The sequence below is a fragment of the Pseudaminobacter soli (ex Li et al. 2025) genome (genome assembly GCF_029892515.1).
Lineage (GTDB): Bacteria > Pseudomonadota > Alphaproteobacteria > Rhizobiales > Rhizobiaceae > Pseudaminobacter > Pseudaminobacter soli_A.
On the sequence record NZ_JARXVF010000004.1, the window covers coordinates 307,000 to 330,260 of the forward strand.

The following is a 23,261-nucleotide window of genomic DNA, read 5'->3' on the forward strand; positions in this document are numbered from 1 at the left end:
GCCGCGAGAGTATAGCCGTTTGCGTCGATAGCAAGTCAGAGCCGGGGTTTATGTCCCTGATGGCGCTCGATCCCAACTCGCATGACCTGAAAGGAATGGATGCCTTCACGAAGCTGAGCAGTAGTTCGTGCATCACGCGCGAATAGCGCTTCGACCAATCGATGGGGGGGTGCGAAAGATGTGACGGCAATTGAGAGCTCCGAAGACGGGCTACCTCGCAGACTTGCTACGCACCTGCGACAAGTGTCATGCGCAGGTGCGCGTCGTACTAGTCAACGGCGATCTGGCCGTTCTCGTCTTGGCAATTCGGCGCGACGTCTTACCTTCATTAATCTGAAATAGATCCCTTGACGTTTTCATGTAATTGAAAAATGATCACTTAAATTCTTTTTTAGTGGAGGGGCGAGCACATGATTGAAGTCGGCGCCAAGCCTCCCACGCGTGCGCCGCTGGCATTTCGAGCCGGGATGCTTGCACCAGGAGTGATCGTCACCTTTCTACTGATCCTTTTTGCGCTGGCCCTAGTTGTCTTTCTGGCGTTCAGGGCAAACGATGGATCGCTGCTTGGCGCAGGTTTCACCCTGCGGAATTTCGAGGCCGTGATCTTCGACCAGCTCAACTGGTCCGTGATGCTGCGCTCTCTTGTCATCGCAGGTCTCGTTACGATGGCAACGGTCGTTACCGCGTTTCCGGTGGCCTACTATCTCGCCTTTCATGCCGGTCGCCGTCGCGGTCTGATCCTGTTCTTGGTGACGCTGCCGTTTTGGACCAGCTATCTGCTGCGCGTTTTTGCCTGGAAGGTAGTGCTCGCCTACAACGGTGTCCTGAACTCGGCGCTGGTCGGCAGCGGGCTTCTTTCGGAGCCGACGCTGGCGTTCCTGAACACTCCGGCAGCGGTGGTGGTGACATTGGCCCATGCCTACGCGCCCTTCGCCATCCTGCCGATCTATGTGGCGCTCGAGACGATCCCCAAATCGCTGATTGAGGCGGCCGCCGATCTCGGCGCTAAGTCATGGACGACGTTCCGGCGCGTCATACTGCCAAACGCCATGCCAGGCGTGATGGCCGCCGCTCTTGTGGTCTTCGTGCCGACGGTCGGAGACTATGTCACGCCGGCACTGGTCGGCGGACCCTCGAGCACGATGATCGGGTCGATGATCCAGGCGCAGTTCGGCAAGGCCAATGACTGGCCCTTTGGTGCTGCTTTGTCGGTGGCGGTCATGCTGGTCATCCTGACGCTGGTCCTGATCGTGCGCACTTCCGACACCCGTCTCGGGAGGCGCGCATGAGCACAGTGGCAAACAGACCCGACACGGGAGGAAGCTGGCTGGGCGCCTATGTCGTCGCCTATCTCGTTTTCCTGTATTTGCCGGTCGCACTGATCCCGCTGTTTTCCTTCAACGACTCCATTCAGGCAGCCTTTCCGCTGCAGGGATTTACGCTGGGCTGGTACGGAACGCTCACCGGCAACTCAGCGCTTTCGGGTGCTCTGCTCAGCAGCCTCATGGTCGGCTTAGCGGCAGCAGCGGGCGCGACCCTCTGCGGCATAACCATTGCCTATATGGAGATTTACGGCCGCTCACCGCTTGCGTGGGCCATATCGGCCATTTCTCGGCTGCCGTTTTTGATACCAGGCGTGATCGTCGGCATATCGTTGCTGATCCTGGTCAATCTGTCGGGACTAGGGCCCTCTCGGCTGGCGATCGTGCTCGGTCATGTCCTGGTGGCGCTTCCCACCACGGTCCTTGTAATGCGCGGTCGCTTTGCGTCCATCCCCAGGAGCATGGCCGAAGCTGCTCTGGACCTTGGGGCCTCGGACTGGTTGACATTCCGGCGCGTGATGCTGCCGCTCAGCCTGCCGGCCATCGGTTCTGCCTTCATGCTGGCATTCCTGACATCCTTTGACGAATTCATCGTCGCGTTCTTCCTGGCAGGCACGGAGCCCACGCTGCCACTCTACATCTGGAGCCAGCTTCGCTTTCCGAAATCACTGCCCACCGTCATGGCGCTGGGCACAGTGATCCTGACGGTATCGATCGTAATTGCGGGATTGGCCGAGCTCCTGCGCCGGAGAGGCCTGTCCCAGACAACCTCACGGCCGCTGTCGGCCGGATCATTCACATAACAAGCAACATGAAGGGGAACACCATGACATCCGAAAGAGCACCCAGATATCGCTTGGGTAGGGCCTCGCGCATTGCCGGCCTGGCACTGCTTGCTGCCTCCTTTGCCGTGCCGGCATCGGCGGGAGACAAGCTGCAGTATTTCACGTGGTCCGGCTACGAACTACCGGAATTCAATCAGAGCTTCCTGGCCCAGCATCCTGACAGCGTCGAGTTCACGATGTTCGGCGACGACGATGACGCATTCACCAAGGTCAAGGCGGGCTTCCGTCCGGATATCGCACATCCCTGCTACGACAAGGTCGCCCGCTGGAACAAGGAAGGGCTGCTGCAGCCGATCGATACAAAGCGCATCAAGAACTGGGACTCGATCTTCCCGGTGCTCAAGAACCTGCCGGATCTTCAGGCCGGAGACGGCAAGGTCTGGATGGTTCCGTGGGACTGGGGCAACACGTCGATCCTCTATCGCACCGATCTCGTATCCAATCCCGAACCCAGCTGGAACCTGCTGTGGGACAAGCATTACGCCGGGCGCCTCGCAACCATCGACGCGGTTCATGATACCCCCGTGGTTGCCGCACTCCTTGCGGGCGTGAATCCGTTCGACATGACGCCTGAAGAGATGGACAAGGTTGCCGAAAAGCTGCGCGAGCAACGGCCGCTGCTTTCCGCCTACACCACGGACATGACATCGATTGAGCAGTCGCTGGCCAGCGGTGCGCTCGTCGCAGCCATGACCTGGAATGCGTCGGCGACGACGCTGAAGAAGCAAGGCGTTCCGGTCGAGTTCATGAAGCCGAAGGAAGGCATGCTCACCTGGTCCTGCGGCTATGTGCTCCTGAAGGATGCCAAGAATGTCGATCTCGCCTACGACTTCATCAACAGCCGCCTGGAGGCTGAGTCCGGCAAATATCTGATAGAGAACTACGGCTATGGCAGTTCCACCAGCACGGCCTTCGCCACAGTGCCGAAAGAGGAACTGGACAAGCTCCAGCTGCCGGCCGACCCCGACGCAATGCTGAAGACGACCGTCTTCACAGCGCCGATGAAGCAGAACGACGATCTGGCCAAGATGTTCGAGCGCGTCAAGGCAGGCGGCTGACACTCAGCGCATTGCGCGGCGCCCGGCCGCGCAATGCATCCCTTCAAGCCACCTAGATCCAAATTGACGATGCAACAGACTGACGCTGCCATTTGGGTGGCAGGGCTCGTCTTCGGACATCGCCGCTGCAGCTGGCGCGGCCGAGGTCCAGGAACTTCGGAGATCGAGAATGCCGAATGAGGTGCTGCTTCGGTTGGAAGCGGTTTCAAAACGTTTTCCGGGCGGGGTTGTTGGGCTGGACGCCATGGACCTCGAGGTTGCGCCGGGCGAATTTCTCAGCCTGCTCGGGCCTTCCGGTTGCGGCAAGACGACGAGCCTGAGGGTGACAGCCGGATTCGAAACGCCCACGTCTGGGCGAATCTTTCTGGACGGCCGCGACATCACCGCACTGCGACCGTTCGATCGGCCGGTGAACACCGTTTTCCAGGACTACGCGCTGTTTCCGCACATGAATGTCGCCGAAAATGTCGGCTTTGGTCTGTCGTTGCGAAAAGTTCCCGCGGCGGCTCAAAGAAAGCAGGTGGCAACCGCACTCGACATGGTCGGTCTTGGCGAGAAGATCTCGGCACGCGTGGCGGAGCTTTCAGGTGGCCAGCGCCAGCGCGTGGCACTGGCCCGCGCCATCGTCTGCAAGCCCCGCATCCTGCTGCTCGACGAACCGCTATCGGCGCTCGACGCGCATCTGCGCGAGCACATGCAGATGGAGTTGAAGCGCCTCCAGTCGAGCCTCGGCATGACGTTCGTCATGGTCACACATGACCAGACAGAGGCGCTATCGATTTCAAACCGCATCGTCGTCATGAACAAGGGGCGCATCGAACAGGTCGCGTCACCGGCGCTGTTGTACGACCGCCCAGCCACCAAGTTCGTCGCCGGCTTCATCGGCACGATGAACCTTCTCGAAGCCCGCCTTGTCGGACGCGACGGTGCGACCTTGCGCTACATGTCCGGCGACCTGCCGCTGGAACTTTCCGCCGATCAGAACGAGGTTTCGGCCGATGGCCGGGCACATACCATCGGAGTCCGCCCGGAGGATCTTGTTGCAACCCCTTCGGCCGGCCTCGCCACCGTCCCGGCAAAGATCGAGAGCGTCGTGTTCCATGGCCGGACTTTGAGAATGCATGCGCAGCTGATCTCCGGCGCGCCTGTAATCATCGACGCCTCACGCCAGGCCGCGGAGACCGCCTTCGACATCGGCGACATCGTGCATGTGCGGCAGCGCCCAGGCGCCAATTCTGTCGTGCTGAAAGCCTGACGTTATGGGTGGGCTGAATATTTCACGATTATGCACAACATCCACTCGAATTTCGTAATTATGAAATTCTGATTGACTCGCTGCGAGGATAATGATCTTCAGCTTCCAGATTTTTCCGATTTGGAGGAGGTTTGGAATGCGTAGAACTCTATTGTCCGCGGCTGTGGGCCTGACGATTATCAGTGGGGGCGTTGCGGCCGCAGATTCGTCGATCACCGTGTCGAGCTATGGCGGCGGCTATCAAGAGGCGCAGACGAAAGCCTATTTCGATCCGTTCATGGCTGCCCACCCCGACATCAAGATCGTGCAGGACAGCTCCACCAGCAATGCCAAGCTCAAGGCCATGGTCGAAACCGGCACCGTCACGCTGGATGTCATGGTGAGCGATGACAGCTTCGGCCTCGACAGCGATGCCGAATGGCTTGAGCCGATCGACTACAGCATCATCGACCGCTCCAAATTCATCGAGGGCGCGGCCGGCACCTACCGTGTCGCCGCCGACATCGAGGGCACCGTGCTGGCCTACAACGCCAAGGAGTATGGCGATCAGGCGCCAAACGGCTTCGCGGACTTCTTCGACACCAAGAAGTTCCCCGGCATGCGCGCCGTCTGGAAATACGCTGCCTCCGGAATCTTCGAGGCAGCTCTGCTTGCCGATGGCGTGAAGCCCGAAGACCTCTATCCGATCGACGTCGAACGGGCGCTCAAAAAGCTCGACACGATCAAGGACGAGATCGTCTGGTGGGAAACCGGCGCACAATCCGAGCAGCTGCTTTCGAGCGGCGAGGCCAGCATGGGGCTGGTCTGGGTGAGCCGTGCACTGAGCGGTGCGGAAAAGGGTATCAAGATCGATTGGACCAATTGGACGTCGCAGACCGGATATTGGATCGTTCCCAAGGGCACCAAGAACAAGGAAGCGGCGATGAAGGCGATCAATTTCTTCACTGAGCCGGCTCAGCAAATCGCGTTCACCGCCTATATGCCTTACGGCCCCTCGAACAAGCATGCAGTGGACGGTGTGCTCGACACGTTCAAGGGCAATCTGCCCACCGATCACCTCGGAAACCGTGTTCTGATGGATGCAAACTGGTGGGCCCAGAATGGCTCCAAGGTGGACCTGCGCTTCCAGGAATGGCTGCTGCAGTAAGCGCCGGCTCTCTCTTCTCATTGACCGTTACCCGCCCGGTTCCCGGGCGGGTAAGACATGGCGAAAGATTCCGGGAATGAACGTAGCAACTTTCGATCCTCCCGCCTCAGCGGGCCGGGGAAAGGCCGCACTCTTGTCGCGTGTGCCTGTCGGCATCTGGCTGCTTGCGCCCGCCGTTCTTTTTCTCGCGCTTTTCTTCGTCTTTCCTTTGATGAAGCTGGTGGCGATCTCCCTGCCGGACGGCAGCTTTCAATTCTACGAGCAAATCTTCACCACGCCCGTATTCCTGCGCGTCATCGGTGAAACGTTTCGCGTCTCGGGCATTGTGATGCTCATCACGGTCTTGGTGGCCTATCCCTACGCTTACGCAATGGCACAGGCTGGCAAGGGTGTTCTTCTGGTGTTGACGGTCGCCCTGCTCATCCCATTCTGGGTGAGCCTGCTTCTGCGCAGTTTCTCCTGGATCGTGCTCCTGCAGAACAGCGGCCTAGTGAACAGTCTCCTGCTGTCCTTGGGCCTGATCGACAAACCTTTGCGCCTGATCCGCACGCCCTCAGGCGTGGTCATCGGCATGGTGCATATCCTGCTGCCCTATGCCGTCTTGCCCCTATACACCGTCATGAAGAAAATCGATCTGCGCCTGATGGAAGCCTCGGCCATCTGCGGCGCGTCGTGGTTGCGCGGATTTGCCCGGGTCTATTTCCCGCTTTCGCTGCCGGGCGTTCTGGCTGCGTGCATTCTAACCTTTACGCTTTCTCTCGGCTTCTACATTACGCCTGCCCTTCTCGGCAGTCCCCGCGGTATGATGATTGCCCAGATGATTGCCGGGCAGTTTAGCGAACAGCTGAACTTTGGTCTCGGCGCCGCCCTCGCCGTCGTGCTCATGGTCCTCACTGCCATCGCCTTCGGCCTCTTTGGCGGCATCCGGGAATGGGTGCGTCGCCGCCAAATCAGGAAGGAGGCGGCATGAGCTCGGATCTGCTGCGCAAGGCTTTTCTTTGGATCTTCGTATCCCTGACGGCCTTCTTCCTGCTGGCGCCGACATTGGTGATCGTGCCGATGTCTTTCACCACCACCTCGACCCTCGAATTTCCTCCTGTCGGCTTCACCTTCGACTGGTATGGAAAGATTCTGGCTGCAGCCGACTGGCAGATTGCCTTGGTCAACAGTCTCGTCGTTGCCGTTGCCACGGCAATCTTGGCCACAATTCTTGGCACCGCCGCCGCACTTACACTGCATGCGCACGATTTTCCGGGCAAGACCGTAGTGATCGGCCTCCTTCTGAGCCCAATGGTCACTCCCGTCATCGTTCTTGCGGTCGGCATGTACATGGTTTTCGCCCGCTGGGGCTTGGCCGCGACCCATGTCGGGATGATCATTGCGCACACCGTATTGGCCATCCCGTTCGTCATCGTTTCCGTGTTGGCGAGCGTCAGGATGGTTAACCCTTCGCTCGCCCTGGCCAGCGCGGGTCTTGGTGCCGGGCACTGGCTCACCTTCCGTCGAGTAACTCTCCCGCTCATCCTGCCTGGAGTAATTTCCGGAGCGGTGTTCTCCTTCATCACGTCGTGGGATGAAGTCGTAATCGCAATCTTCCTGGCCGATTCGTCCACGCGAACTGTTCCAATCATGATCTGGAATCAGGTTCGCGCCAATCTTGACCCCGCAACGGCTGCGGTCGGGACAGTTCTCATCCTGCTTTCGACTATCGGGGTGCTTCTGTCTTACAAGTTCAAGGAGTCGAAATAATGTCCTCCGCTTCTTCTCACGTCGCCGGGGCGGCAATGAAACTTGAGCGCGTCTCCAAATTCTACGGAGAGGTACGCGCGCTCGATGACGTCTCCTTCGAACTGCAGAAGGGTGAGTTCCTGACGATGCTCGGGCCTTCGGGCTCGGGGAAGACCACTTCGCTCAGGGCGATCGCCGGCTTTATTCAGCCGAGCGAGGGCCGCCTCTTCATCGATGGGCGCGACATGACGGGTGTTCCGCCCCAAAGGCGCAACATCGGCATGATGTTTCAGGATTACGCGCTTTTCCCGCACATGACCGTGCTCGAAAATGTCGGCTATCCGCTTGAGACGCGCGGCATCAAGCGCGCCGAACGCGTGAAGCGAAGCATGGAGATGCTCGAGACCGTAGGCCTTGCCCATTGCGCCCGCCGATATCCGCGCCAGATGTCAGGCGGCCAGCAACAACGCGTAGCGTTGGCGCGTGCACTGGTCTTCAAGCCCGACATCGTTCTGCTCGACGAGCCCATGGCAGCACTCGACAAGAAGTTGCGCAGCCAGATGCAGATCGAAATCATGCACATCGCCAAGCAGGTCGGCGCAACCGTCGTCTCAGTGACACATGATCAGGAAGAAGCTCTGGTGATGAGCGATCGCATCGCCATCTTCAAGGACGGTAGGCTGGCGCAGATCGGTACGCCTCAGGAACTCTACACACGCCCGAATTCGGAATTCGTCGCCGATTTCATCGGTGAAGCGAACCTGTTGCATGGCCGCGCCCGTATCGAGCACGAAACCTGCCTCTTGGAAGGCGCGGCCTGGCGCGCTGCCCTGCCCAAATCCGATCCGCGCGTGGCGCATCTGGCAGCAGGACAAGGTCTCTGCCTTGTCCTGCGCCCGGAACGCATCTCCCTCGCCCAGTCCAGTGCCGAGCGTTCGAATGGGGCCCAAGGCATCGTTGAGGACAAGATCTACCTCGGCGTCGAATACCGCCTTGTGGTCAGGTTCACCGACGGCACCAAGGTAAACCTGCGTAGCCGAGACGTGGCCGTGATCGAGGACCTCCGTCCCGGTGACCGCGTGACAGTCGGCTGGGACGCCGAAGACATCGTCATCATCGCAAAGTGATCCTCCCGCGGCAGAACTGACGTTTCTGCACGCTGCGAAACTTCGGCCGCCCTATCGATTGAGAGACCTGAAATGACCCTAAGCAAAGCGCAATGGACCGAGAAGGCCGCACTTATCCGCCCGGAAGGTCGCGCCTTCATTGCCGGCAAATATGTCCCGGCAGCCTCCGGCAAGACCTTCGCCAAGATCAATCCGGCCACCATGCTTTCGCTTGGCGAGATCGCCTCCTGCGACTTGGAGGACGTCAACCGCGCCGTGGCAAATTCCCGTGCCGTCTTCGAGGCCGGCCACTGGTCGCGCATGGCACCCAAGGAACGCAAGCTGCGCCTTGTCCGGTTTGCTGAGCTGATCCTTCAGCATCGTGATGAGCTGGCCCTTCTGGAGACCCTCGATGCCGGCAAGCCCATCGCCAACACTTACCACGACGATGTACCGGCCTCTGCAAATTGCCTGCGCTGGTTCGGCGAACTGATCGACAAGGTCTATGACGAGGTCGCGCCCACTGCGTCGAGCACAGTAGCCATGATCCGCCGTGAACCGATCGGCGTGGTCGCCGCCGTCGTGCCGTGGAACTTCCCGCTGCTGATGACCTGCTGGAAGATCGCGCCGATCATGGCCGCCGGCAACTCGGTGATCCTGAAGCCTGCTGAGCAGTCGCCGCTCACCGGCATTCGCATCGCGGAGCTTGCCATCGAGGCCGGCATCCCCGAGGGCGTCCTGAACGTGCTCCCCGGCTATGGCGAGACCGCCGGTCAGGCCCTCGGCCTGCACATGGACGTCGATGCTGTTGCCTTCACCGGCTCGACCGAAGTCGGCAAATATTTCATGACCTATTCCGGGCGCTCGAACCTCAAGCGCATTAGCCTCGAATGCGGCGGCAAATCGCCCAACATCGTTCTGGCCGACTGTCCGGATCTCGATCGCGCAGTCGAGGCTTCGGCCTGGGGCATCTTCTACAATGCCGGCGAGATCTGCTCGGCTGGCTCGCGGCTCCTGGTCGAAGAGAGCATCAAGGATGCCTTCTTCGAAAAGTTCGAGTGTTTCGTGAAGACCATTCGCGTCGGTGACCCGCTCGACCCTGAAACCCAGATGGGTCCGGTGGTCGACACAAAGCAGATGGATCGCGTCCTTTCCTATGTAGAGACCGGCAAGCAGGATGGAGCCACCCTGCGCTTCGGCGGCAAGCGCATCGCAGGCAAGGAGGGCTGCTTTGTCGAACCCACTATGTTCGAGAACGTCACCAACCAGATGACCATAGCCCGCGAGGAGATCTTCGGGCCGGTCGTCTCAGCCATCACGGTGAAGGACCTCGACGAAGCCATCGCGATCGGCAACGATACGGTCTACGGCCTTGCCGCCGCCGTCTGGACCTCGGACCTGAACAAGGCCTTCAAGGCTTCCGCAGCGCTCAAGGCCGGCGTGGTCTGGATCAATGCCTATGAGGCGGGCGACATCACGACCCCATTCGGCGGCTTCAAGCAGTCGGGCTTTGGGCGCGATAAGTCGATCCACGCCTTCGACAAGTACAGCGACCTGAAAACCACCTGGTTCGCCCTTTCCTGAGCGACCTCGGCCTTGGAAGGACTGATCCTATGACGCAGGCACCCGACATCACCATCCGTTGGAACGGGCGGGACATTCCTGCCCGTGACGGCGAGAGCGTTGCCGCCGCGCTCTGGCGCGCCGGCATCACTACAATTGCCCGCTCGCGCAAGCTGCACCGGAGGCTGGGTTACAGTGGCGCCTATCTTACCGGAGTGCTGGCACGTGTCGATGGACGGCCGAATGTCAGGCTCGATCTCACGCCTGCACGTGCCGGGCTCGAGGTCGAGATGCAGAACACCTGGCCGTCGCCTCGGTTCGACTTGCTGAAGCTCGCTCAGCTTCTTCCGGCGAAGGCGGTCTATGGTGGCTTTGAACATGGTGCGATGATGCCTGCCTCCGGTCTTGGCTATCGGGTGGCCGAGCGCATCATGGCCAATCTCGCAGGGGTCGCTCGCCCGGCCGATGCCGACCTCAACCCGCAGGAAATTCCCGGTCGCGGTGCCGAGGTCGATTGTCTCGTCGTCGGAGGCGGACCGGCTGGGATCGCGGAGGCCAATGCCCGTGTCCAAGGCGGGCAGAGCGCGGCACTTGTCACGCGCGGAAACGAGCTGGCGCGGTTCGCACGGTCGATGGGCGTTGCTGTGCCCGCGCTCGACCCGCGCGTGCAGCTCTTTGCCGGCACGGAACTGTTTGGCTGCTACCGAGGCGGCGCCATCATGGTGGGTGCTCCCCACGATCACCGGGCAGGTGCGGTGGCCTTTTGGCCAAAATCGGCTGTGCTGGCCACCGGTCGCCGTTCGATGCCGCCGCTGGTCAAGGGCAACCAGTTGCCGGGCGTCCTCGACGCCCATGCAGCACTGGAACTGGTTGACACGCACGGCGTGTTGCCGGGCGCGCGCATCGCGGTGATCGGCACCGGAGCCGAAACCGCGCTCGCAGCCCGCCTCAAGGCGCTCGGCGCCAACGTCGTCTACACGGGCAAGGCTGCACATCTGAAAGAGATCAGAGGCCGAAAGCGCGTAATCGGCATCCTGGCCGAACAGAATATCGCTTGCGACGCGCTGGTTCACGCCGGCCCCTGGCGCACCGATCCGAGCCTTGCCTTCCAGGTTTCGGCCGAGGGCCATTATCAGGTCTTGGCCGAGCCATTGCCGCAGACCGTAACGCTTGCCGGTATCGCAGCCGAAGGCAGCGAGCCCATTCCGGCCGCGAAACATCTGCATCACGACACCCTGATCTGCCCTTGCATGGACGTCACGGCGGGCGAACTCTATTGCCATGTCGATGCCGGCGAGACCGACCCCGAGGTTTTGAAGCGCCTCACCTCCTGCGGCATGGGCACCTGCCAGGGCTTCCCCTGCTGGGAAAGCATGCTGGCTGTTCTGGCTGCCCGCGTCGATGGCTTGCCCGACGAATTTGCCCGCCCGACCCATCGCCCGCCCCGGCGCGCCATCACCGTAGCCCAAGCCGCCGGGTTGGTCGCCATCGTGGAGCCAGACACATGAACGCGCCACTTCCCAAGCGTGCCTCCGTAGTGATCATCGGCGGCGGGGTGCAGGGCCTGTCCTGCGCCTTCAACCTGGCCGAACTGGGCCAGCGCAATATCCTCGTCCTCGACGTGGGCTACTGGCAAGGCGGCGCCTCTGGTCGCAATGGCACCCTAATCCGCCCCGGCTTCGCCTCTGTCGCCTGGACCGAATTGTTCAAGCTCACCGTCGCTGAATGGGGCACCTGGTCGAAACGCCTGGGCGAGAACATCATGTTCACCCAGCGCGGCTATTCGGTCGTAGCCGAGAAGGAAAAGAGCGCGGCGATGCTGGAAGAAGGCCTGCGCGTACAGAGGAGCCTCGGCGTCAACAGCCGCATGCTGACCCGCGCTGAGATCAACGACCTGCTGCCAGCGATCAACAAGTCGCGGGTACACGCCGTACAGCACCAGCCCGACGGCGGCGTCGCTCCGCACCATGCCGTGATGAAGGGACTTCTTGCCTTCTGCAAGCGCAACGGTGTCGACGTTCGCTATCGCACCAAGGTGACCGGGCTCGAGCGCACGGGCGATCGTATTTCCGCAGTCATGGTCGGCGACCATCGCATCGACGCCGATTGCGTTCTCGCCTGTGCCGGCCCCAACAACCCCGATATCGCCGCCCTGGCCGGAGTAGAACTGAACGGTTTCGGCATGCGCATCGAGGCCATGGCCTTGGAGCCGACGCGCCCGTTGATAAAACCCGCCATCGCGCTCATCGACAGCCTTGCCTATTTCCACCAGACCTCTCGCGGCGAAATCATGGGCGGCACCGAGGTGCCCGAGCGGCCGCGTATGTCGCTCAAGGCCGATGTGCCGGTGATGGCAAGCATGGCCAAGATCTATCTGGAGATGTTCCCGCAACTCGGCGAAGTGCGTATTCTACGCCACTGGGCAGGTCAGCTTCATGCCTCTTCTGATTTCGCGCCGCTGATGGGCGAGCACCCCGAACTGCAAGACTTCTGGTTCTCGGCAGGCTGGTCATATGGCTTTGCCGGCGCTCCGGCAGCCGGAAAGCTCTTGGCACAAGCCATCAAGACTGGCCAAATAGATCACCGGTTAAAACCGTTCGCTCTGAACAGGTTTGAAACGACCGGACCGATCATCGAGGCTGGGATAGTAATGGCATGAGACGTATTGACCGCCCCGCATTCTTTTGCCTACCGGAGTAGCATATGCCAGTGAATGACACTGACACCGCCTCCCGTCGCAGGAAAGGCGCCAAGACCATCAATCTCGCACAAGCCGATTCCATCGGTACGCGCTTGCGCGAGGCACGGGTTGCGCGCGGGATGACCCTTGGCCAGGTATCCCAGCAGACCGGCATTTCCATCGGTTCGCTTTCGCAGGTCGAGCGTGGCATCGTCTCGCCGACGATCCGCACTGTCTATTCAATTGCCAGCGTGCTGGAAATCTCGCCTGCGGGGATCATTGACCCCGAAGGCACGCAAGCCGCCGGCGCCGAAAGCCCTTACATTTCCCGTGCCAGCCTGCACCGCGAAGTCCTCAATGCCAACGGTGTCATCAAGCTTCTTTCGACACCAAGCGGACAGGATCGCTACAAGGGCTACCGCGTCACCATCAAGGCTGGCGGTTCCTCGGGTGACGAGAGCTACGCCCACAATGGCGAAGAGATGGGTTTCGTTCTGCAAGGCAGTTTCTCGCTGCAGATCGAAGGCCGCACCTTCCTGCTCAACCAGGGGGATTGCTTCGCATTTCCCAGTTCCTTGCGGCACCGCTTCTTCAATAACGGTGACGCCGAGGCCGTGGTGTTCTGGGTCAACAGTATGAGCTGATGGCCGCAGGCGTCGTCGAAAACTCAACAGGAGAGTTCTGCGTGAACAGTAGCTTGGAAAGCTTCCCCCGGTCGCTCTGGTGGGGGGAAAGCAAGGAGCCTGCATGCAATTTGCCGCCCGTTGAAGGCGATCTGGACGTCGACGTCGCTATCGTTGGTGGCGGGATCACCGGCATCTCCTCGGCGCTGCACCTGGCCGAGGCCGGTCTCAGCGTCGCCGTCCTTGAAGCGCGCCACATCGGCTTCGGCGCGTCCGGACGCAATGGCGGCCAGGTCATTCCCGGTCTCAAGTACGATCCGTCCGACCTCGTGGCCAAATACGGCCCTGAGAAAGGACAGAGGCTTATCGAACTGGCGGGCGGGGCGGCGGACTACGTCTTTGAGTTGATCGAGCGACACGGCATCCGCTGCAATCCGGTGCGAGCGGGCTGGATACAGGCAGCCCACTCCCCCATTGCACTTGAGGCAGTATTGAGACGCGCCGGCGAATGGCGGAAGCAAGGCGTGGAAGTCGAGGTGCTCGACCGCGACGGCATCGCCACCAGCACCGGCACGACCCGTTATTTCGGCGGCTGGCGCGATCCGCGCGCTGGAGCTATCCAGCCACTCGACTATCTACGCGGGCTGACGCGTGCCGCAATCAAGGCCGGCGCACGGGTCTTTGAGAAAAGCCGCGTCACCTCGCTTACCAAGCGAGACAGCGGATGGCAGCTCGGGACCGCAGCCGGCAAACTGCGTGCGCGCAAAGTCATCGTAGCGACGAACGGCTATACAGGCGACCTGGTGCCGAAACTCGCCCAGACCGTGCTTCCGGTCCAGAGCATGCAATTGGCAACGGAGCCGTTGCCGGCTGATCTCGCCCGCAGGGTCATGCCCGGCGGCGTGGTGCTTTCGGAGACGCGCAAACTGGCCTTCTACATGCGCCAGACGCCTGAGGGCGGCTTCATGATCGGTGGTCGCGGGGCAGTTGGCAATGGCGAGGACCCAAGTCTCATGGCTGCCCTTGAAAGAGGCATGCTGCGCCTTTTTCCCGACCTTGAACGTGTCAAGATCGTTCACCGCTGGTCTGGTCACGTGGCCCTTTCGATGGACGGACTGCCCCACCTGCACGAGCCCGAACCAAACCTCTACTGCATGCTTGCCTACAATGGTCGGGGGATAGCTCTTGCCACGACCTTCGGTCGCATGATGGCCGAAGAGATTGCCCGCTCGATTCCTGCCATCTATCCACGCAGTTCAATCAAACCCATTCCCTGGCATCCAATACGCCGCCCTGTCATGGGGCTCGGCATTCGCTGGTATTGGCTAAAGGACAGCCTTGGCTTGGCCTCCAAATAATCCCGCCAGCGGCAGCAAAATATCGAGGATGCAATGAAAGATATTATTGATTTCAAGGACCTGACGCCCGTCGTCGCAGCAGGAAACGAGATTTTCGGCTCTGCGCTTTTTGCCTTGCGCCCAGGTGCGGACGCCGATTTGCGTTTCGGTTGCCTGAATGCAAATGGGCTTGGAAAAGGCCAACTGCCGGCTGCAATGGTCGTGCTGGTTCGTTCTGGCTCGCTAACCCTGAACGGTGAAGACCGCACGCTTGTCCTGGCAGCTGGTCAGACCGCAGCCGTAGGCAAGGGAACGGCACTGCGCTGGGAGGCCGAGGCAGCTGAGATAGTGGTGGTCTGCGACTATCGTACCGAGGTGAAGCCCGAGCTCGCGGAGCTCAACCTCTCGCATCCTCTCTCCCCCTCCTCCGGGCCCGCGACCACCCTGTTGCGCTCCCCCGCCCCTGAATGTGCCAGTCACGGCTTTCGGGTCGAAGGGGAATTTACCTTTGGCCTTTGGTCGGCCACCCCCTACGAACGCGCGCCGACCAACTACGGCTATAGTGAACTGATGTATCTGCTCGAAGGAGCAGTGAATATTTACACCGAGGCCGGCGAACGCCAGCGGTTCGAAGCTGGCGACGTTTTCATCATCCTCGCCGGTGCCAAGCTCGGCTGGCGCAGCGATGCCTTCGTGCGCAAGCTCTGGGTGATTTCCAGCCGCGCATGATGTGACCAGGCTAGATCAAACCTGTCGGCTTGAACTGCGTAATAATTTGGCGTTGAAGAGATGAAGAACGCGAAGCTTTCTGCCGCAGTCGTATCGCTTATGACACTTCCGGCCTGCACCGTAGATACGAGCACATCGGTGGCTGCCGGGTCCACACGGGAGAACTTGCCGGTTTTCGTCCGAAACAGCGTGCGAAACGATGTTGAGCTTGAGGCGCTGGCCCAAGGACGCTTGGCAATCGACCAGAACGGATGTCTGCGTATCGGCGGCGAGCAAGGGCCTTTCGTGATCTGGCATCACGATAGCCGCATCGAACGAACCGGCGACGGCCGCATCAAGATTACGGACGGCTACAGCGGGAATACCGCCTATGTCGGTGATGAGATCGCCATGGGCGGCGGGCAAGGGAACCGGGTTCCGCCCGCGACCGGGGCCCGAGACAAAACACCGACGAATGTGACAGAGCCGATACCGGAAGCCTGTGCCGCCGGTGAAATATGGTGGGCCGGTCACCTGATGACTGATGAAGAGCGTCAACGACTGCTCAACCACTAGACTGTCTCCAGCCGAGAAGTCATTGGGAAGGCAGGAAGATTGTGCTGGCGCCCGCGTCATTGCGCAGCGCGACGCAACACCAGGCTCCAATCCATTGCCGCCGCGACGGGCTCGTGGCTGGTTTATTGGCGATCCTTGTAGTTCGATGATTGCGCCCTACGTTGGTTTTGCCGAAATTCGTCCAGGCGTTGAAATCACGACGTAAGCCAGGGATGGCGAATGTCTGGCATCCGCCATTCATCGAAAGGTTCGGCCCGTCAGGGCTTTTTAGCGGCGGCGCGGTTTTGTCGGGCGCTGCGATTGTCGACGGTACGGTGTACTGGGGGAGCGGCTATCACACCAAGATCCTCGGGCTGCCCTATGCCGGCGATAGCCACAAGCTTTATGCCTTTTCGGTAGCGAAACCATAAGCCGGAAGAAATCAGGCCCCTTCACAAACTCGTAGTTGGCTCCAGACCTGTTTTCACTCTGCGAGAATATCGAACTGCCCTGCAAGTGACAGGGCGGAAAATGGACGTCCCCCTGCCGTTTGCGCATCGGCAATGACTTGCTCCACGCGTCACTGAGTGGTGATACTATTTCAACCGCGCCTGGTGATACCGCATCCGCCCGCAAGCATGACGCAGCGAAGGAGTTTTCTATGGTTCACTCAAGATCCGCATTGCCGCTTGTCGTATTGTCCTCGTTTGTATCCGCCCTCTGGGCAAGCGACGCTTTCGCCCATGCTGAGCTTGTCTCGGCAACTCCGGCTGCCAAATCCATGGCGATGCCTGCGCCGACCGAGCTCAAGCTCAAATTCTCCGAGGGCCTTGAGCTGAAGTTCACCGGCGTCAAGATCGTGGGACCAAAGCAAAATGTGATTGAAACCGGGCCTGCAACGCTGGATCCGAACGACAACACGATGCTGATCGTGCCGATCAAATCGGCGCTTCCCGACGGCAAATACACTGTCGACTGGCATGCGCTGTCGACGGATGGCCATAAGACCAAGGGCACCTATTGGTTCGAGTCGATGAAGTAAGGCTGGATGGACGACACACTCGTCCTTTGCCGCCTGCTGCACTATGGCTCTGGTCTGCTCCTGTTCGGGATCAGCGCGTTTCAAGGCTGGCTGGCGCCGCAGCATCTGGCGTGTTCGCTCGATGCCGCACTGGCGCGCATCGTCTCCGTTGCGGCATTCATTGGCCTTCTGAGCGCCGTTGCGTGGCTGCTTCTCGCGTCGGGCGAGATGGGAGATGGGTGGAGCGACGTCTGGAACCCATCCACCTGGTATGCAGTTCTCACCGACACGGAGTTCGGCCGCGTGTGGCAGATCCATCTGCTGTTGGCAGCCGCGCTGGTCAGTTTTCTGATGAGTGGCTGGGGGCGCTATTGGCGGTTCGTCGCGGTTCTGAGCGCCGTCTATCTCGGTAGTCTGGGCTTTGTTGGTCACGCGGTTATGTTGCAAGGCGCGGCGGGCCGGGTCAGCCGCGCAAGCCACGTCGTTCATCTTCTTGCCGGCGGGTTCTGGCTGGGCGCGCTGATCCCGCTGGCGTTATGTCTTGGAAAGTTCGCTGACACTGGTCTGCGATCCGACGTCTCACGCGCCCTTCAGCGGTTTTCAGGGCTGGGGCACTTTGCGGTCGCGGCGGTCATTGCATCCGGCATCATCAATGTGGCGCTTGTGCTCGGACGCTGGCCCACCAACGTGTCATCGCCTTACCAGTTACTCCTGCTTTTGAAGATGGGGCTGGTCGCCGTGATGGTCGGGCTCGCTATCGTCAACCGTTACGTGCTGGTCCCGAGCCTGAAAAACAGCGAAAACGCCTTGCGAAGCCTGCGACGTTCCACACTCCTCGAACTGGCCCTGGGTGTTTGCGTGGTCGCCGTCGTCAGCCTTTTCGGCACCCTTCCGCCGCAGTAGCTCATCCGAAAAGCCCGCCCAGGTGGACCGAGGCGGGCTGCGCGTTTCGCCAAGGGCGCAATTGCCGGCCGCGATATTCACCTCAAGCCCATTTGGGCGAACGGCGCATTGTCCGGATTTGGATCAGGTTCAACTCACACTGGCCGCATTGTCTGAGACGGCCTCGACTCGGCATGCAGATACTGAGGCGAGAAATGCCCGCACCAGTCGTCCGCGGCGACTACCGGCCAGAGGCCATGGCCTTGCGGATCAGGCTGGGAGACAGGTGGATTGAAGCGGCAAAGACCACGGTCGTTCTGAGTTGCGGCACCATTCAACTTGTGGTCGTCGTAGAAGCGGCAGCTTGCGCAGTTTGATGAGTTGTCAGGCATTTTTGCCTCCTTCACGCAGTTCCTTGCAGGAGCTTTAGAGCCACGTTCTGAAACGGTTGACTGCTGACGGCTCCCGCGGTGGAACTATAAGTAATTCGTCTGACCCGTTACGGTTCCAATTCAGGTCGTGAGACGAAGCGACGCCCGCTGACATCTATTACATGCTCATCATTGCTCTTTCCGTGAGGGTGCTCGAGATGCCCATCACACAAGCAACCGACATGGCCGTGGCGGCGTTTCCGGCTCGACAGCGCCGACGCGTACTCGACAGGCCCGCGGCATTTCTAACCAGACTCCGCGGTACGCGCCCGCCGCCGCTACGTGGCAGGTGGCAAGAGCTTTCTGCCGTGCCATTGGCCTGGCATGCGGGGGATGAAGCGCAGAGAGGGCGATCACAGCCGGCCTCCTTGCCTATTTCCCGATCCTCCAAGGCCTGTTCGGCGCCTACGCCAGGCGGCCACCACCCGACCCCAGCGGCACGGTGATCTTATCCGGAAAAGCAGTGCAACTGCCTAGAGAGGGAGGGGCGGGAATCGCCTTGACGCGCATTCTTGAGCACCATATATAGCCAATCAGTTAATTAACTGTATGGCTATATACGATGCCCGATCGTCTCAGCGAAACCTTCTCGGCCCTAGCCGATCCGACCCGCCGGGCTATCCTTGCCCGGCTGTCCCAGGGTGAAGCGACCGTCATGCAGCTGTCGGAACCCTTCACGCTGACGCAGCCGGCCATTTCAAAGCATCTCAAGGTTTTGGAGAAAGCCGGCCTCATCACGCGCAGCCGCACGGCGCAATGGCGCCCCTGCCGGCTGGAACCCGGCCGGCTGCGAGAGGCCTTCGACTGGGTCCAGCACTATCGCTGCTTCTGGGACGACAGCTTCGACCGCCTCGACGACTACCTCGCAGAACTTCAAGCCAAGGAAGACAAGCATGACTAGCGCCACCAACGCCGCCCCGGCAGCCGCCGAGCACGAACTTGTCATCACCCGCCTGTTCAAGGCTCCGCGCGAGCTGGTGTTCAACGCCTGGACGGAACCGCAGCATCTTGTCCGCTGGCCCGGCCCGAAAGGTTTCACCGCTACCTCCGACAAGTTCGACTGCAGCCCCGGCGGCTTCTACCGCACCTGCCTGCACGCCCCCGACGGCACGGATCATTGGGTTCGCGGCACCTATCTCGAGGTCGAGCCGCCCACCCGCCTGGTCTTCACCCACGCCTGGGAGGACGAAAACGGCAATCCGGGACCGCAGACCGTCGTCACCATCACCTTCAAGGAACAGCACGGCCAGACATCGATGCGCTTTCACCAGGCCATCTTCACGTCCCTCGCCTCGCGGGACGGCCATGGAGAAGGTTGGAACCAGAGCTTCGACCGGCTCGAATCCTATCTTGCGGAGGTTGCGCCATGAAACTCTTCTATTGCGAGACCCTGAACCCGCGCAAAGCCTGCGCTGTCGCCCGCTATCTCGCCTCCCCCGTCGAATTCGTGCGGGTGAACCTCGCCCAGGGCGAGCATCGCCGCCCAGAGTTCCTCGCCATCAATCCCAACGGCCGCGTTCCAGTGCTGCAGGACGGTGACTGGGCGCTTTGGGAAGCCAACGCCATCATGTGCCATCTCTCCGACCTGGCGCACTCGGATCTGTGGCCGCATGATGAAAGCCAGGTTGAGGTAATGCGCTGGCTGAGCTGGGATACCCATCACTTCACCCGCCCGGCGGGCACGCTATGGTTCGAACACACGGTGAAATCGGCCATCGGCATGGGCCCTCCTGATCCGGCACTGGTGGCCGCCGCCACCACCGAATTTCACGCCGCCGCCGCCCTGCTCGATCGCCATCTCGATGGACGCAGCCATGTCGTCGGCGATCGCTTGAGCATCGCTGATTTTGCCCTGGCTTCGGCTCTTCCGGATGCGCAAGCCAGCCGCATCCCGCTCGAGGCCTATCCCAACATCCGACGCTGGCATGACGGCCTGCTCGAACTGGAAGCCTGGCTTCATCCATTCCCCGCGTCGCCGGCGACGCTGGCCTGAGCCCGAATTTCCTGCAACGCGCTCACCGACAAGCCCGCGTGATCCGCAAACTCAAGCTCGAAATGCAGATTGTCGCCTACGTCTTCGGATCGAGTCATGACGGCAACAATGACTGGATGGCGCGGAACTGGCCCTCGATCGGGCTAGGACAGGGAGTTGAGGCGCTACCATAACGATCTCATCTTCTCCTCCGATTGCATCCTGCCATTGGACGCCCAGCGCCTCCTGGATCTGGCCCAGCGTCATCCCATGCTGCGTTCCCCCTATTAGGCCCCTAGATCGCAAGATGCCCCACTCAAAGTCAGCCGTTTATTCAGCTTCCGGCCTTGGCCCAATCTGGAGGTCGCTTCAGCAGGTCCGCCACGTCTTTCCAGCATCCAATTGACGAGGTGATATATGAATCATATACGGTTCGTATGTTCGTTTTCTTTAGGAGTTGTCCATGGGCATCGTGAAAATCGACGAGGATTTGCATGAGGAAGCCCGTCGGGCCAGCACGGTGATGTGCCGATCCATCAATGCGCAGGCCGAGTTTTGGATGAAGATCGGCATGCTGGCTGAAGCCAATCCGACCCTGTCCTTCAACGACATCGTGAAGATGCAGTTCGCGGCGGCAAATGTGCGTCTCGCCGATCTAGCGGTCGCTTGACATGGTGAAGACCCCGGACGAACTGGCGCTGATGCGCATATCGGGCAGGATGCTGGCGTCCGTGTTCGAGATGCTGGACGGGCAGGAACTCGCCGGCATGTCGACATTGCAGGTCAACGATCTGGTCGAGCGCTTCATCACCGTGGATCTGGCCGCTCGTCCGGCGAGCAAGGGGCAATATGGCTTCAAATATGTCCTGAACTGCTCGATCAATCATGTCGTCTGCCATGGCGTGCCCGATCCGGACGAGATCATCCGTGACGGCGATATCATCAATCTCGACATCACGCTGGAAAAGAACGGATTCATCGCAGATTCGAGCAAGACCTACCTGGTCGGCAATGCCCCGCCTGCCGCAAGAAGGCTCGTGCGGGTCGCCCAGGAGGCGATGTGGAAAGGTATCAAACAGGTCCGGCCCGGAGCCTATCTGGGAGACATCGGCTTTGCGATCGAACGGCATGTAAAAAGGCACGGCTATTCGATTGTGCGCGAATATTGCGGGCATGGCATCGGCCGCGAGATGCACGAGGACCCGCAGGTGCTCAATTTCGGACGGCCGGGAATGGGCCTGAAGCTGCGCGAGGGCATGGTGTTCACCATTGAGCCGATGGTCAACCAGGGTACCCGCAAGGTCTCGACCGAGAGCGACGGATGGACGGTTGTCACCCACGATCGAAAGCTCTCTGCCCAGTTCGAGCATACGGTAGCGGTCACAAGAACTGGCGTCGATGTCTTGACCCTGCGCCGCGACGAGACTCCGATGCTGGAAAGCAGATTGTGATCATTCGTCCGCACCTGCTTTGTGTGGCAGAAGCCAGCAGCAAAACAGCTGCTGCTTTATTGTCGGATGGAGGCTATCCGACTACTAGCAGTGTTCAACACGGAGTCCCGACCATTGAGCGTAGCATTTGCAAAGGAGGAAAGCGCAGAGGCAGCATCGGAAACCATTCTGCCGGCTCGCCCTATCTCCGATCGGGTCAACCTCGTCACGGAGGTGGGTCTCAAGCTGCTGCAAGATGAAATGGCCCGCGCTCAGCAGGCTCTCGAGGCCGCTAACGTGCTGGAAGATGTCAACGAGAGGCGACGGCAGTCGGCAGTTCCGCTTCGAGATATGCGCTATTATGCCGAGCGAGTCCGTACGGCCCAGCTTATGCCGGCGCCCACGTCCAATGAAGTGATCGCCTTCGGTCACACCGTTACCTTTGAACGCGATGATGGCCGCACTCAGACCTTCCGCATCGTCGGTGAGGACGAAGCCAACCCGTCTCAAGCTTCCATATCGCATGGTTCACCGGTTGCCATCGCACTGATTGGGAAAACCGTTGGCGACATTGTCCAGCTAGGGCAGCGCGAACTCGAGATCCTGTCCATTTCTTAGTTGTACATGCCACAAACCCATCAGTCGGCGCCTACTAGCATTCAGATGCTGCCGAAGCAGGTGATCGTCATCAAACTAGGCGCGCATGGTTTCCCGCAGAGTGCTGCGACCGCGTAGCATGGGAAGTCCCAACGTCACCAGTACGAAGGCGGCCGTCACGACCTTCAAGTCGCTCGGTTGCAGCCCAAGCGACAGCGCCAGCGACACGAGCTGGTAGTAGACCGCCGCGCCGACCACTGGCGCCAGCAATTGCCGGGTCACGGTCTGCCGCCCGGTGATCGTTTCGCCAATGACCAGCGAAGCAAGACCGTTGATCAGGATGCCCGCGCCCATGCCGACATCGGCATAACCTTGCAATTGTACGATCAACGCGCCTCCGAGGGCGGTGAGGCCCGAAGCAATGCCCAGTCCAACAACCGTGTAGGTCCAGATGCTGATGCCAAGCGACGGCGCGAGATCGGGGTTGATGCCGATGACACGCATTGCCGCCCCAGCCTGCGTGGCCAGGAACCAGCGCAACGCGATCAGGACCGTGACGATCAGTACGGCGAATGTGCCGACTTGCAACCGGACGTCCGTCAGGATGGCCGGGTTGATGTGCATAAAGATGTTGTCGGCGCCGAACAATGCGACGTTGGAGCGGCCGAGGATACGCATATTGAGGCTGTAGAGCGCCGTGAAAACCAGGATGCCGGCCAAGAGCGAATTAATCCGGAAACGCAGGTGGACAAGTGCGGTTGCCGCGCCGGCTCCAACGCCAGCCAGCATGGCCACAACCGTTGCAAGCAGCGGTGGATACCCTGCCATCAACAGCGTCGCACACACGCAGCCCCCGAGCGGGAAGGCACCTTCGCTGGTCAAGTCAGGAAAGCTCAGCAGCCGGAACGGAACCATGATGCCGAGCACGAGAAACGAATAGATGAGGCTTTGCGACAGCGTCACCGGCACGAGATTGAGATAGGCCTGGATCACTTCCATTA

26 protein-coding genes are annotated in these 23,261 nt (G+C 60.5%); 24 read left to right on the forward strand and 2 right to left on the reverse strand.

The window, feature by feature from the left end; translation table 11 throughout:
* Positions 1-410 precede the first annotated feature (410 nt).
* The 18 genes from M2281_RS18995 to copD all read left to right on the forward strand — a co-directional run bounded on the left by M2281_RS18995 (position 411) and on the right by copD (position 17,851).
* Positions 411-1,289, forward strand: a complete 879-nt coding sequence (locus M2281_RS18995) for an ABC transporter permease (protein ID WP_280822744.1) — start codon at positions 411-413, stop codon at positions 1,287-1,289.
* On the forward strand, positions 1,286-2,125 hold the full coding sequence (locus M2281_RS19000; RefSeq protein ID WP_280822745.1) for an ABC transporter permease: 840 nt from the start codon (positions 1,286-1,288) through the stop codon (positions 2,123-2,125). The genes M2281_RS18995 and M2281_RS19000 overlap by 4 nt, the downstream gene beginning before the upstream one ends.
* A 23-nt stretch (positions 2,126-2,148) precedes the next feature.
* The gene (locus M2281_RS19005) at positions 2,149-3,225 is read left to right on the forward strand and encodes an ABC transporter substrate-binding protein (RefSeq protein ID WP_280822746.1); all 1,077 of its coding nucleotides are present in this window, start codon (positions 2,149-2,151) and stop codon (positions 3,223-3,225) included.
* A 169-nt stretch (positions 3,226-3,394) separates the two neighbouring features.
* Positions 3,395-4,480 carry an ABC transporter ATP-binding protein gene (locus tag M2281_RS19010; RefSeq protein ID WP_280822747.1) on the forward strand — a complete coding sequence of 362 codons (1,086 nt, stop codon included), beginning with the start codon at positions 3,395-3,397 and terminating at the stop codon, positions 4,478-4,480.
* 136 nt (positions 4,481-4,616) lie between these two features.
* Positions 4,617-5,627 carry an ABC transporter substrate-binding protein gene (locus M2281_RS19015; protein WP_280822748.1) on the forward strand — a complete coding sequence of 337 codons (1,011 nt, stop codon included), beginning with the start codon at positions 4,617-4,619 and terminating at the stop codon, positions 5,625-5,627.
* Positions 5,581-6,597, forward strand: a complete 1,017-nt coding sequence (locus M2281_RS19020; protein ID WP_280822749.1) for an ABC transporter permease — start codon at positions 5,581-5,583, stop codon at positions 6,595-6,597. The genes M2281_RS19015 and M2281_RS19020 overlap by 47 nt, the downstream gene beginning before the upstream one ends.
* Complete coding sequence (locus M2281_RS19025) at positions 6,558-7,376, forward strand: ABC transporter permease (protein ID WP_280822750.1); 819 nt, start codon at positions 6,558-6,560, stop codon at positions 7,374-7,376. The genes M2281_RS19020 and M2281_RS19025 overlap by 40 nt, the downstream gene beginning before the upstream one ends.
* Positions 7,376-8,482, forward strand: coding sequence for an ABC transporter ATP-binding protein (locus M2281_RS19030; protein WP_280822751.1), 1,107 nt, complete (start codon positions 7,376-7,378; stop codon positions 8,480-8,482). Before M2281_RS19025 ends, M2281_RS19030 begins: the two co-directional genes overlap by 1 nt.
* A gap of 72 nt (positions 8,483-8,554) precedes the next feature.
* Complete coding sequence (locus M2281_RS19035) at positions 8,555-10,045, forward strand: aldehyde dehydrogenase (protein ID WP_280822752.1); 1,491 nt, start codon at positions 8,555-8,557, stop codon at positions 10,043-10,045.
* Positions 10,046-10,074: 29 nt separating this feature from the next.
* A complete protein-coding gene (locus M2281_RS19040) occupies positions 10,075-11,532 on the forward strand; it encodes a 2Fe-2S iron-sulfur cluster-binding protein (RefSeq protein WP_280822753.1) in 1,458 nt (485 codons plus the stop codon).
* Entirely contained in the window at positions 11,529-12,683 is a 1,155-nt protein-coding gene (locus M2281_RS19045; RefSeq protein ID WP_280822754.1) for an NAD(P)/FAD-dependent oxidoreductase, read from the forward strand. Before M2281_RS19040 ends, M2281_RS19045 begins: the two co-directional genes overlap by 4 nt.
* 44 nt (positions 12,684-12,727) lie before the next feature.
* Entirely contained in the window at positions 12,728-13,348 is a 621-nt protein-coding gene (locus M2281_RS19050) for a helix-turn-helix domain-containing protein (protein ID WP_280822755.1), read from the forward strand.
* Entirely contained in the window at positions 13,348-14,685 is a 1,338-nt protein-coding gene (locus M2281_RS19055) for an NAD(P)/FAD-dependent oxidoreductase (RefSeq protein ID WP_280822756.1), read from the forward strand. Before M2281_RS19050 ends, M2281_RS19055 begins: the two co-directional genes overlap by 1 nt.
* A 33-nt stretch (positions 14,686-14,718) precedes the next feature.
* Complete coding sequence (locus tag M2281_RS19060) at positions 14,719-15,393, forward strand: cupin domain-containing protein (protein WP_280822757.1); 675 nt, start codon at positions 14,719-14,721, stop codon at positions 15,391-15,393.
* Between the two features lie 60 nt (positions 15,394-15,453).
* Positions 15,454-15,948: a hypothetical protein gene (locus M2281_RS19065; protein WP_280822758.1), complete on the forward strand. Its 495-nt coding sequence runs from the start codon at positions 15,454-15,456 to the stop codon at positions 15,946-15,948.
* 161 nt (positions 15,949-16,109) lie between these two features.
* Positions 16,110-16,358, forward strand: a complete 249-nt coding sequence (locus tag M2281_RS19070; RefSeq protein WP_280822759.1) for a hypothetical protein — start codon at positions 16,110-16,112, stop codon at positions 16,356-16,358.
* A gap of 119 nt (positions 16,359-16,477) precedes the next feature.
* Positions 16,478-16,969 carry a copper homeostasis periplasmic binding protein CopC gene (copC, locus tag M2281_RS19075; protein WP_280822760.1) on the forward strand — a complete coding sequence of 164 codons (492 nt, stop codon included), beginning with the start codon at positions 16,478-16,480 and terminating at the stop codon, positions 16,967-16,969.
* A 6-nt stretch (positions 16,970-16,975) separates the two neighbouring features.
* Complete coding sequence (gene copD, locus M2281_RS19080; protein ID WP_280822761.1) at positions 16,976-17,851, forward strand: copper homeostasis membrane protein CopD; 876 nt, start codon at positions 16,976-16,978, stop codon at positions 17,849-17,851.
* Positions 17,852-17,985: 134 nt separating this feature from the next.
* Here copD and M2281_RS19085 read toward each other — a convergent pair whose 3' ends face one another.
* Complete coding sequence (locus M2281_RS19085) at positions 17,986-18,222, reverse strand: hypothetical protein (RefSeq protein WP_280822762.1); 237 nt, start codon at positions 18,220-18,222, stop codon at positions 17,986-17,988.
* Between the two features lie 601 nt (positions 18,223-18,823).
* Between M2281_RS19085 and M2281_RS19090 the strand changes: the two genes are divergently transcribed.
* The 6 genes from M2281_RS19090 to greA all read left to right on the forward strand — a co-directional run bounded on the left by M2281_RS19090 (position 18,824) and on the right by greA (position 22,281).
* Complete coding sequence (locus M2281_RS19090) at positions 18,824-19,162, forward strand: ArsR/SmtB family transcription factor (protein WP_280822763.1); 339 nt, start codon at positions 18,824-18,826, stop codon at positions 19,160-19,162.
* On the forward strand, positions 19,155-19,631 hold the full coding sequence (locus M2281_RS19095; protein WP_280822764.1) for an SRPBCC family protein: 477 nt from the start codon (positions 19,155-19,157) through the stop codon (positions 19,629-19,631). The genes M2281_RS19090 and M2281_RS19095 overlap by 8 nt, the downstream gene beginning before the upstream one ends.
* Entirely contained in the window at positions 19,628-20,254 is a 627-nt protein-coding gene (locus M2281_RS19100; protein WP_280822765.1) for a glutathione S-transferase family protein, read from the forward strand. The genes M2281_RS19095 and M2281_RS19100 overlap by 4 nt, the downstream gene beginning before the upstream one ends.
* A 442-nt stretch (positions 20,255-20,696) precedes the next feature.
* Positions 20,697-20,903 (forward strand): ParD-like family protein, encoded by a 207-nt coding sequence (locus tag M2281_RS19105; protein ID WP_280822766.1) that lies wholly within the window; start codon positions 20,697-20,699, stop codon positions 20,901-20,903.
* Position 20,904: 1 nt separating this feature from the next.
* On the forward strand, positions 20,905-21,684 hold the full coding sequence (gene map, locus M2281_RS19110; RefSeq protein ID WP_280822767.1) for a type I methionyl aminopeptidase: 780 nt from the start codon (positions 20,905-20,907) through the stop codon (positions 21,682-21,684).
* A 114-nt stretch (positions 21,685-21,798) separates the two neighbouring features.
* Positions 21,799-22,281, forward strand: a complete 483-nt coding sequence (gene greA / locus M2281_RS19115; RefSeq protein WP_280822768.1) for a transcription elongation factor GreA — start codon at positions 21,799-21,801, stop codon at positions 22,279-22,281.
* 75 nt (positions 22,282-22,356) lie between these two features.
* On the opposite strand, the gene M2281_RS19120 is transcribed toward greA, so the two are convergent.
* Positions 22,357-23,259, reverse strand: coding sequence for an ABC transporter permease (locus M2281_RS19120; protein ID WP_280822769.1), 903 nt, complete (start codon positions 23,257-23,259; stop codon positions 22,357-22,359).
* Positions 23,260-23,261: the final 2 nt, after the last annotated feature.

Bases quoted from the DNA above. Each gene is read 5' to 3' on its own strand.
- M2281_RS18995 (WP_280822744.1), top strand. From the start codon at position 411: ATGATTGAAGTCGGCGCCAAGCCTCCCACGCGTGCGCCGCTGGCATTT.
- M2281_RS19000 (WP_280822745.1), top strand. From the start codon at position 1,286: ATGAGCACAGTGGCAAACAGACCCGACACGGGAGGAAGCTGGCTGGGC.
- M2281_RS19005 (WP_280822746.1), top strand. From the start codon at position 2,149: ATGACATCCGAAAGAGCACCCAGATATCGCTTGGGTAGGGCCTCGCGC.
- M2281_RS19010 (WP_280822747.1), top strand. From the start codon at position 3,395: ATGCCGAATGAGGTGCTGCTTCGGTTGGAAGCGGTTTCAAAACGTTTT.
- M2281_RS19015 (WP_280822748.1), top strand. From the start codon at position 4,617: ATGCGTAGAACTCTATTGTCCGCGGCTGTGGGCCTGACGATTATCAGT.
- M2281_RS19020 (WP_280822749.1), top strand. From the start codon at position 5,581: ATGGCTCCAAGGTGGACCTGCGCTTCCAGGAATGGCTGCTGCAGTAAG.
- M2281_RS19025 (WP_280822750.1), top strand. From the start codon at position 6,558: ATGGGTGCGTCGCCGCCAAATCAGGAAGGAGGCGGCATGAGCTCGGAT.
- M2281_RS19030 (WP_280822751.1), top strand. From the start codon at position 7,376: ATGTCCTCCGCTTCTTCTCACGTCGCCGGGGCGGCAATGAAACTTGAG.
- M2281_RS19035 (WP_280822752.1), top strand. From the start codon at position 8,555: ATGACCCTAAGCAAAGCGCAATGGACCGAGAAGGCCGCACTTATCCGC.
- M2281_RS19040 (WP_280822753.1), top strand. From the start codon at position 10,075: ATGACGCAGGCACCCGACATCACCATCCGTTGGAACGGGCGGGACATT.
- M2281_RS19045 (WP_280822754.1), top strand. From the start codon at position 11,529: ATGAACGCGCCACTTCCCAAGCGTGCCTCCGTAGTGATCATCGGCGGC.
- M2281_RS19050 (WP_280822755.1), top strand. From the start codon at position 12,728: ATGCCAGTGAATGACACTGACACCGCCTCCCGTCGCAGGAAAGGCGCC.
- M2281_RS19055 (WP_280822756.1), top strand. From the start codon at position 13,348: ATGGCCGCAGGCGTCGTCGAAAACTCAACAGGAGAGTTCTGCGTGAAC.
- M2281_RS19060 (WP_280822757.1), top strand. From the start codon at position 14,719: ATGAAAGATATTATTGATTTCAAGGACCTGACGCCCGTCGTCGCAGCA.
- M2281_RS19065 (WP_280822758.1), top strand. From the start codon at position 15,454: ATGAAGAACGCGAAGCTTTCTGCCGCAGTCGTATCGCTTATGACACTT.
- copD (WP_280822761.1), top strand. From the start codon at position 16,976: ATGGACGACACACTCGTCCTTTGCCGCCTGCTGCACTATGGCTCTGGT.
- M2281_RS19085 (WP_280822762.1), bottom strand. From the start codon at position 18,222: ATGCCTGACAACTCATCAAACTGCGCAAGCTGCCGCTTCTACGACGAC.
- M2281_RS19090 (WP_280822763.1), top strand. From the start codon at position 18,824: ATGCCCGATCGTCTCAGCGAAACCTTCTCGGCCCTAGCCGATCCGACC.
- M2281_RS19095 (WP_280822764.1), top strand. From the start codon at position 19,155: ATGACTAGCGCCACCAACGCCGCCCCGGCAGCCGCCGAGCACGAACTT.
- M2281_RS19100 (WP_280822765.1), top strand. From the start codon at position 19,628: ATGAAACTCTTCTATTGCGAGACCCTGAACCCGCGCAAAGCCTGCGCT.
- M2281_RS19105 (WP_280822766.1), top strand. From the start codon at position 20,697: ATGGGCATCGTGAAAATCGACGAGGATTTGCATGAGGAAGCCCGTCGG.
- map (WP_280822767.1), top strand. From the start codon at position 20,905: ATGGTGAAGACCCCGGACGAACTGGCGCTGATGCGCATATCGGGCAGG.
- M2281_RS19120 (WP_280822769.1), bottom strand. From the start codon at position 23,259: ATGGAAGTGATCCAGGCCTATCTCAATCTCGTGCCGGTGACGCTGTCG.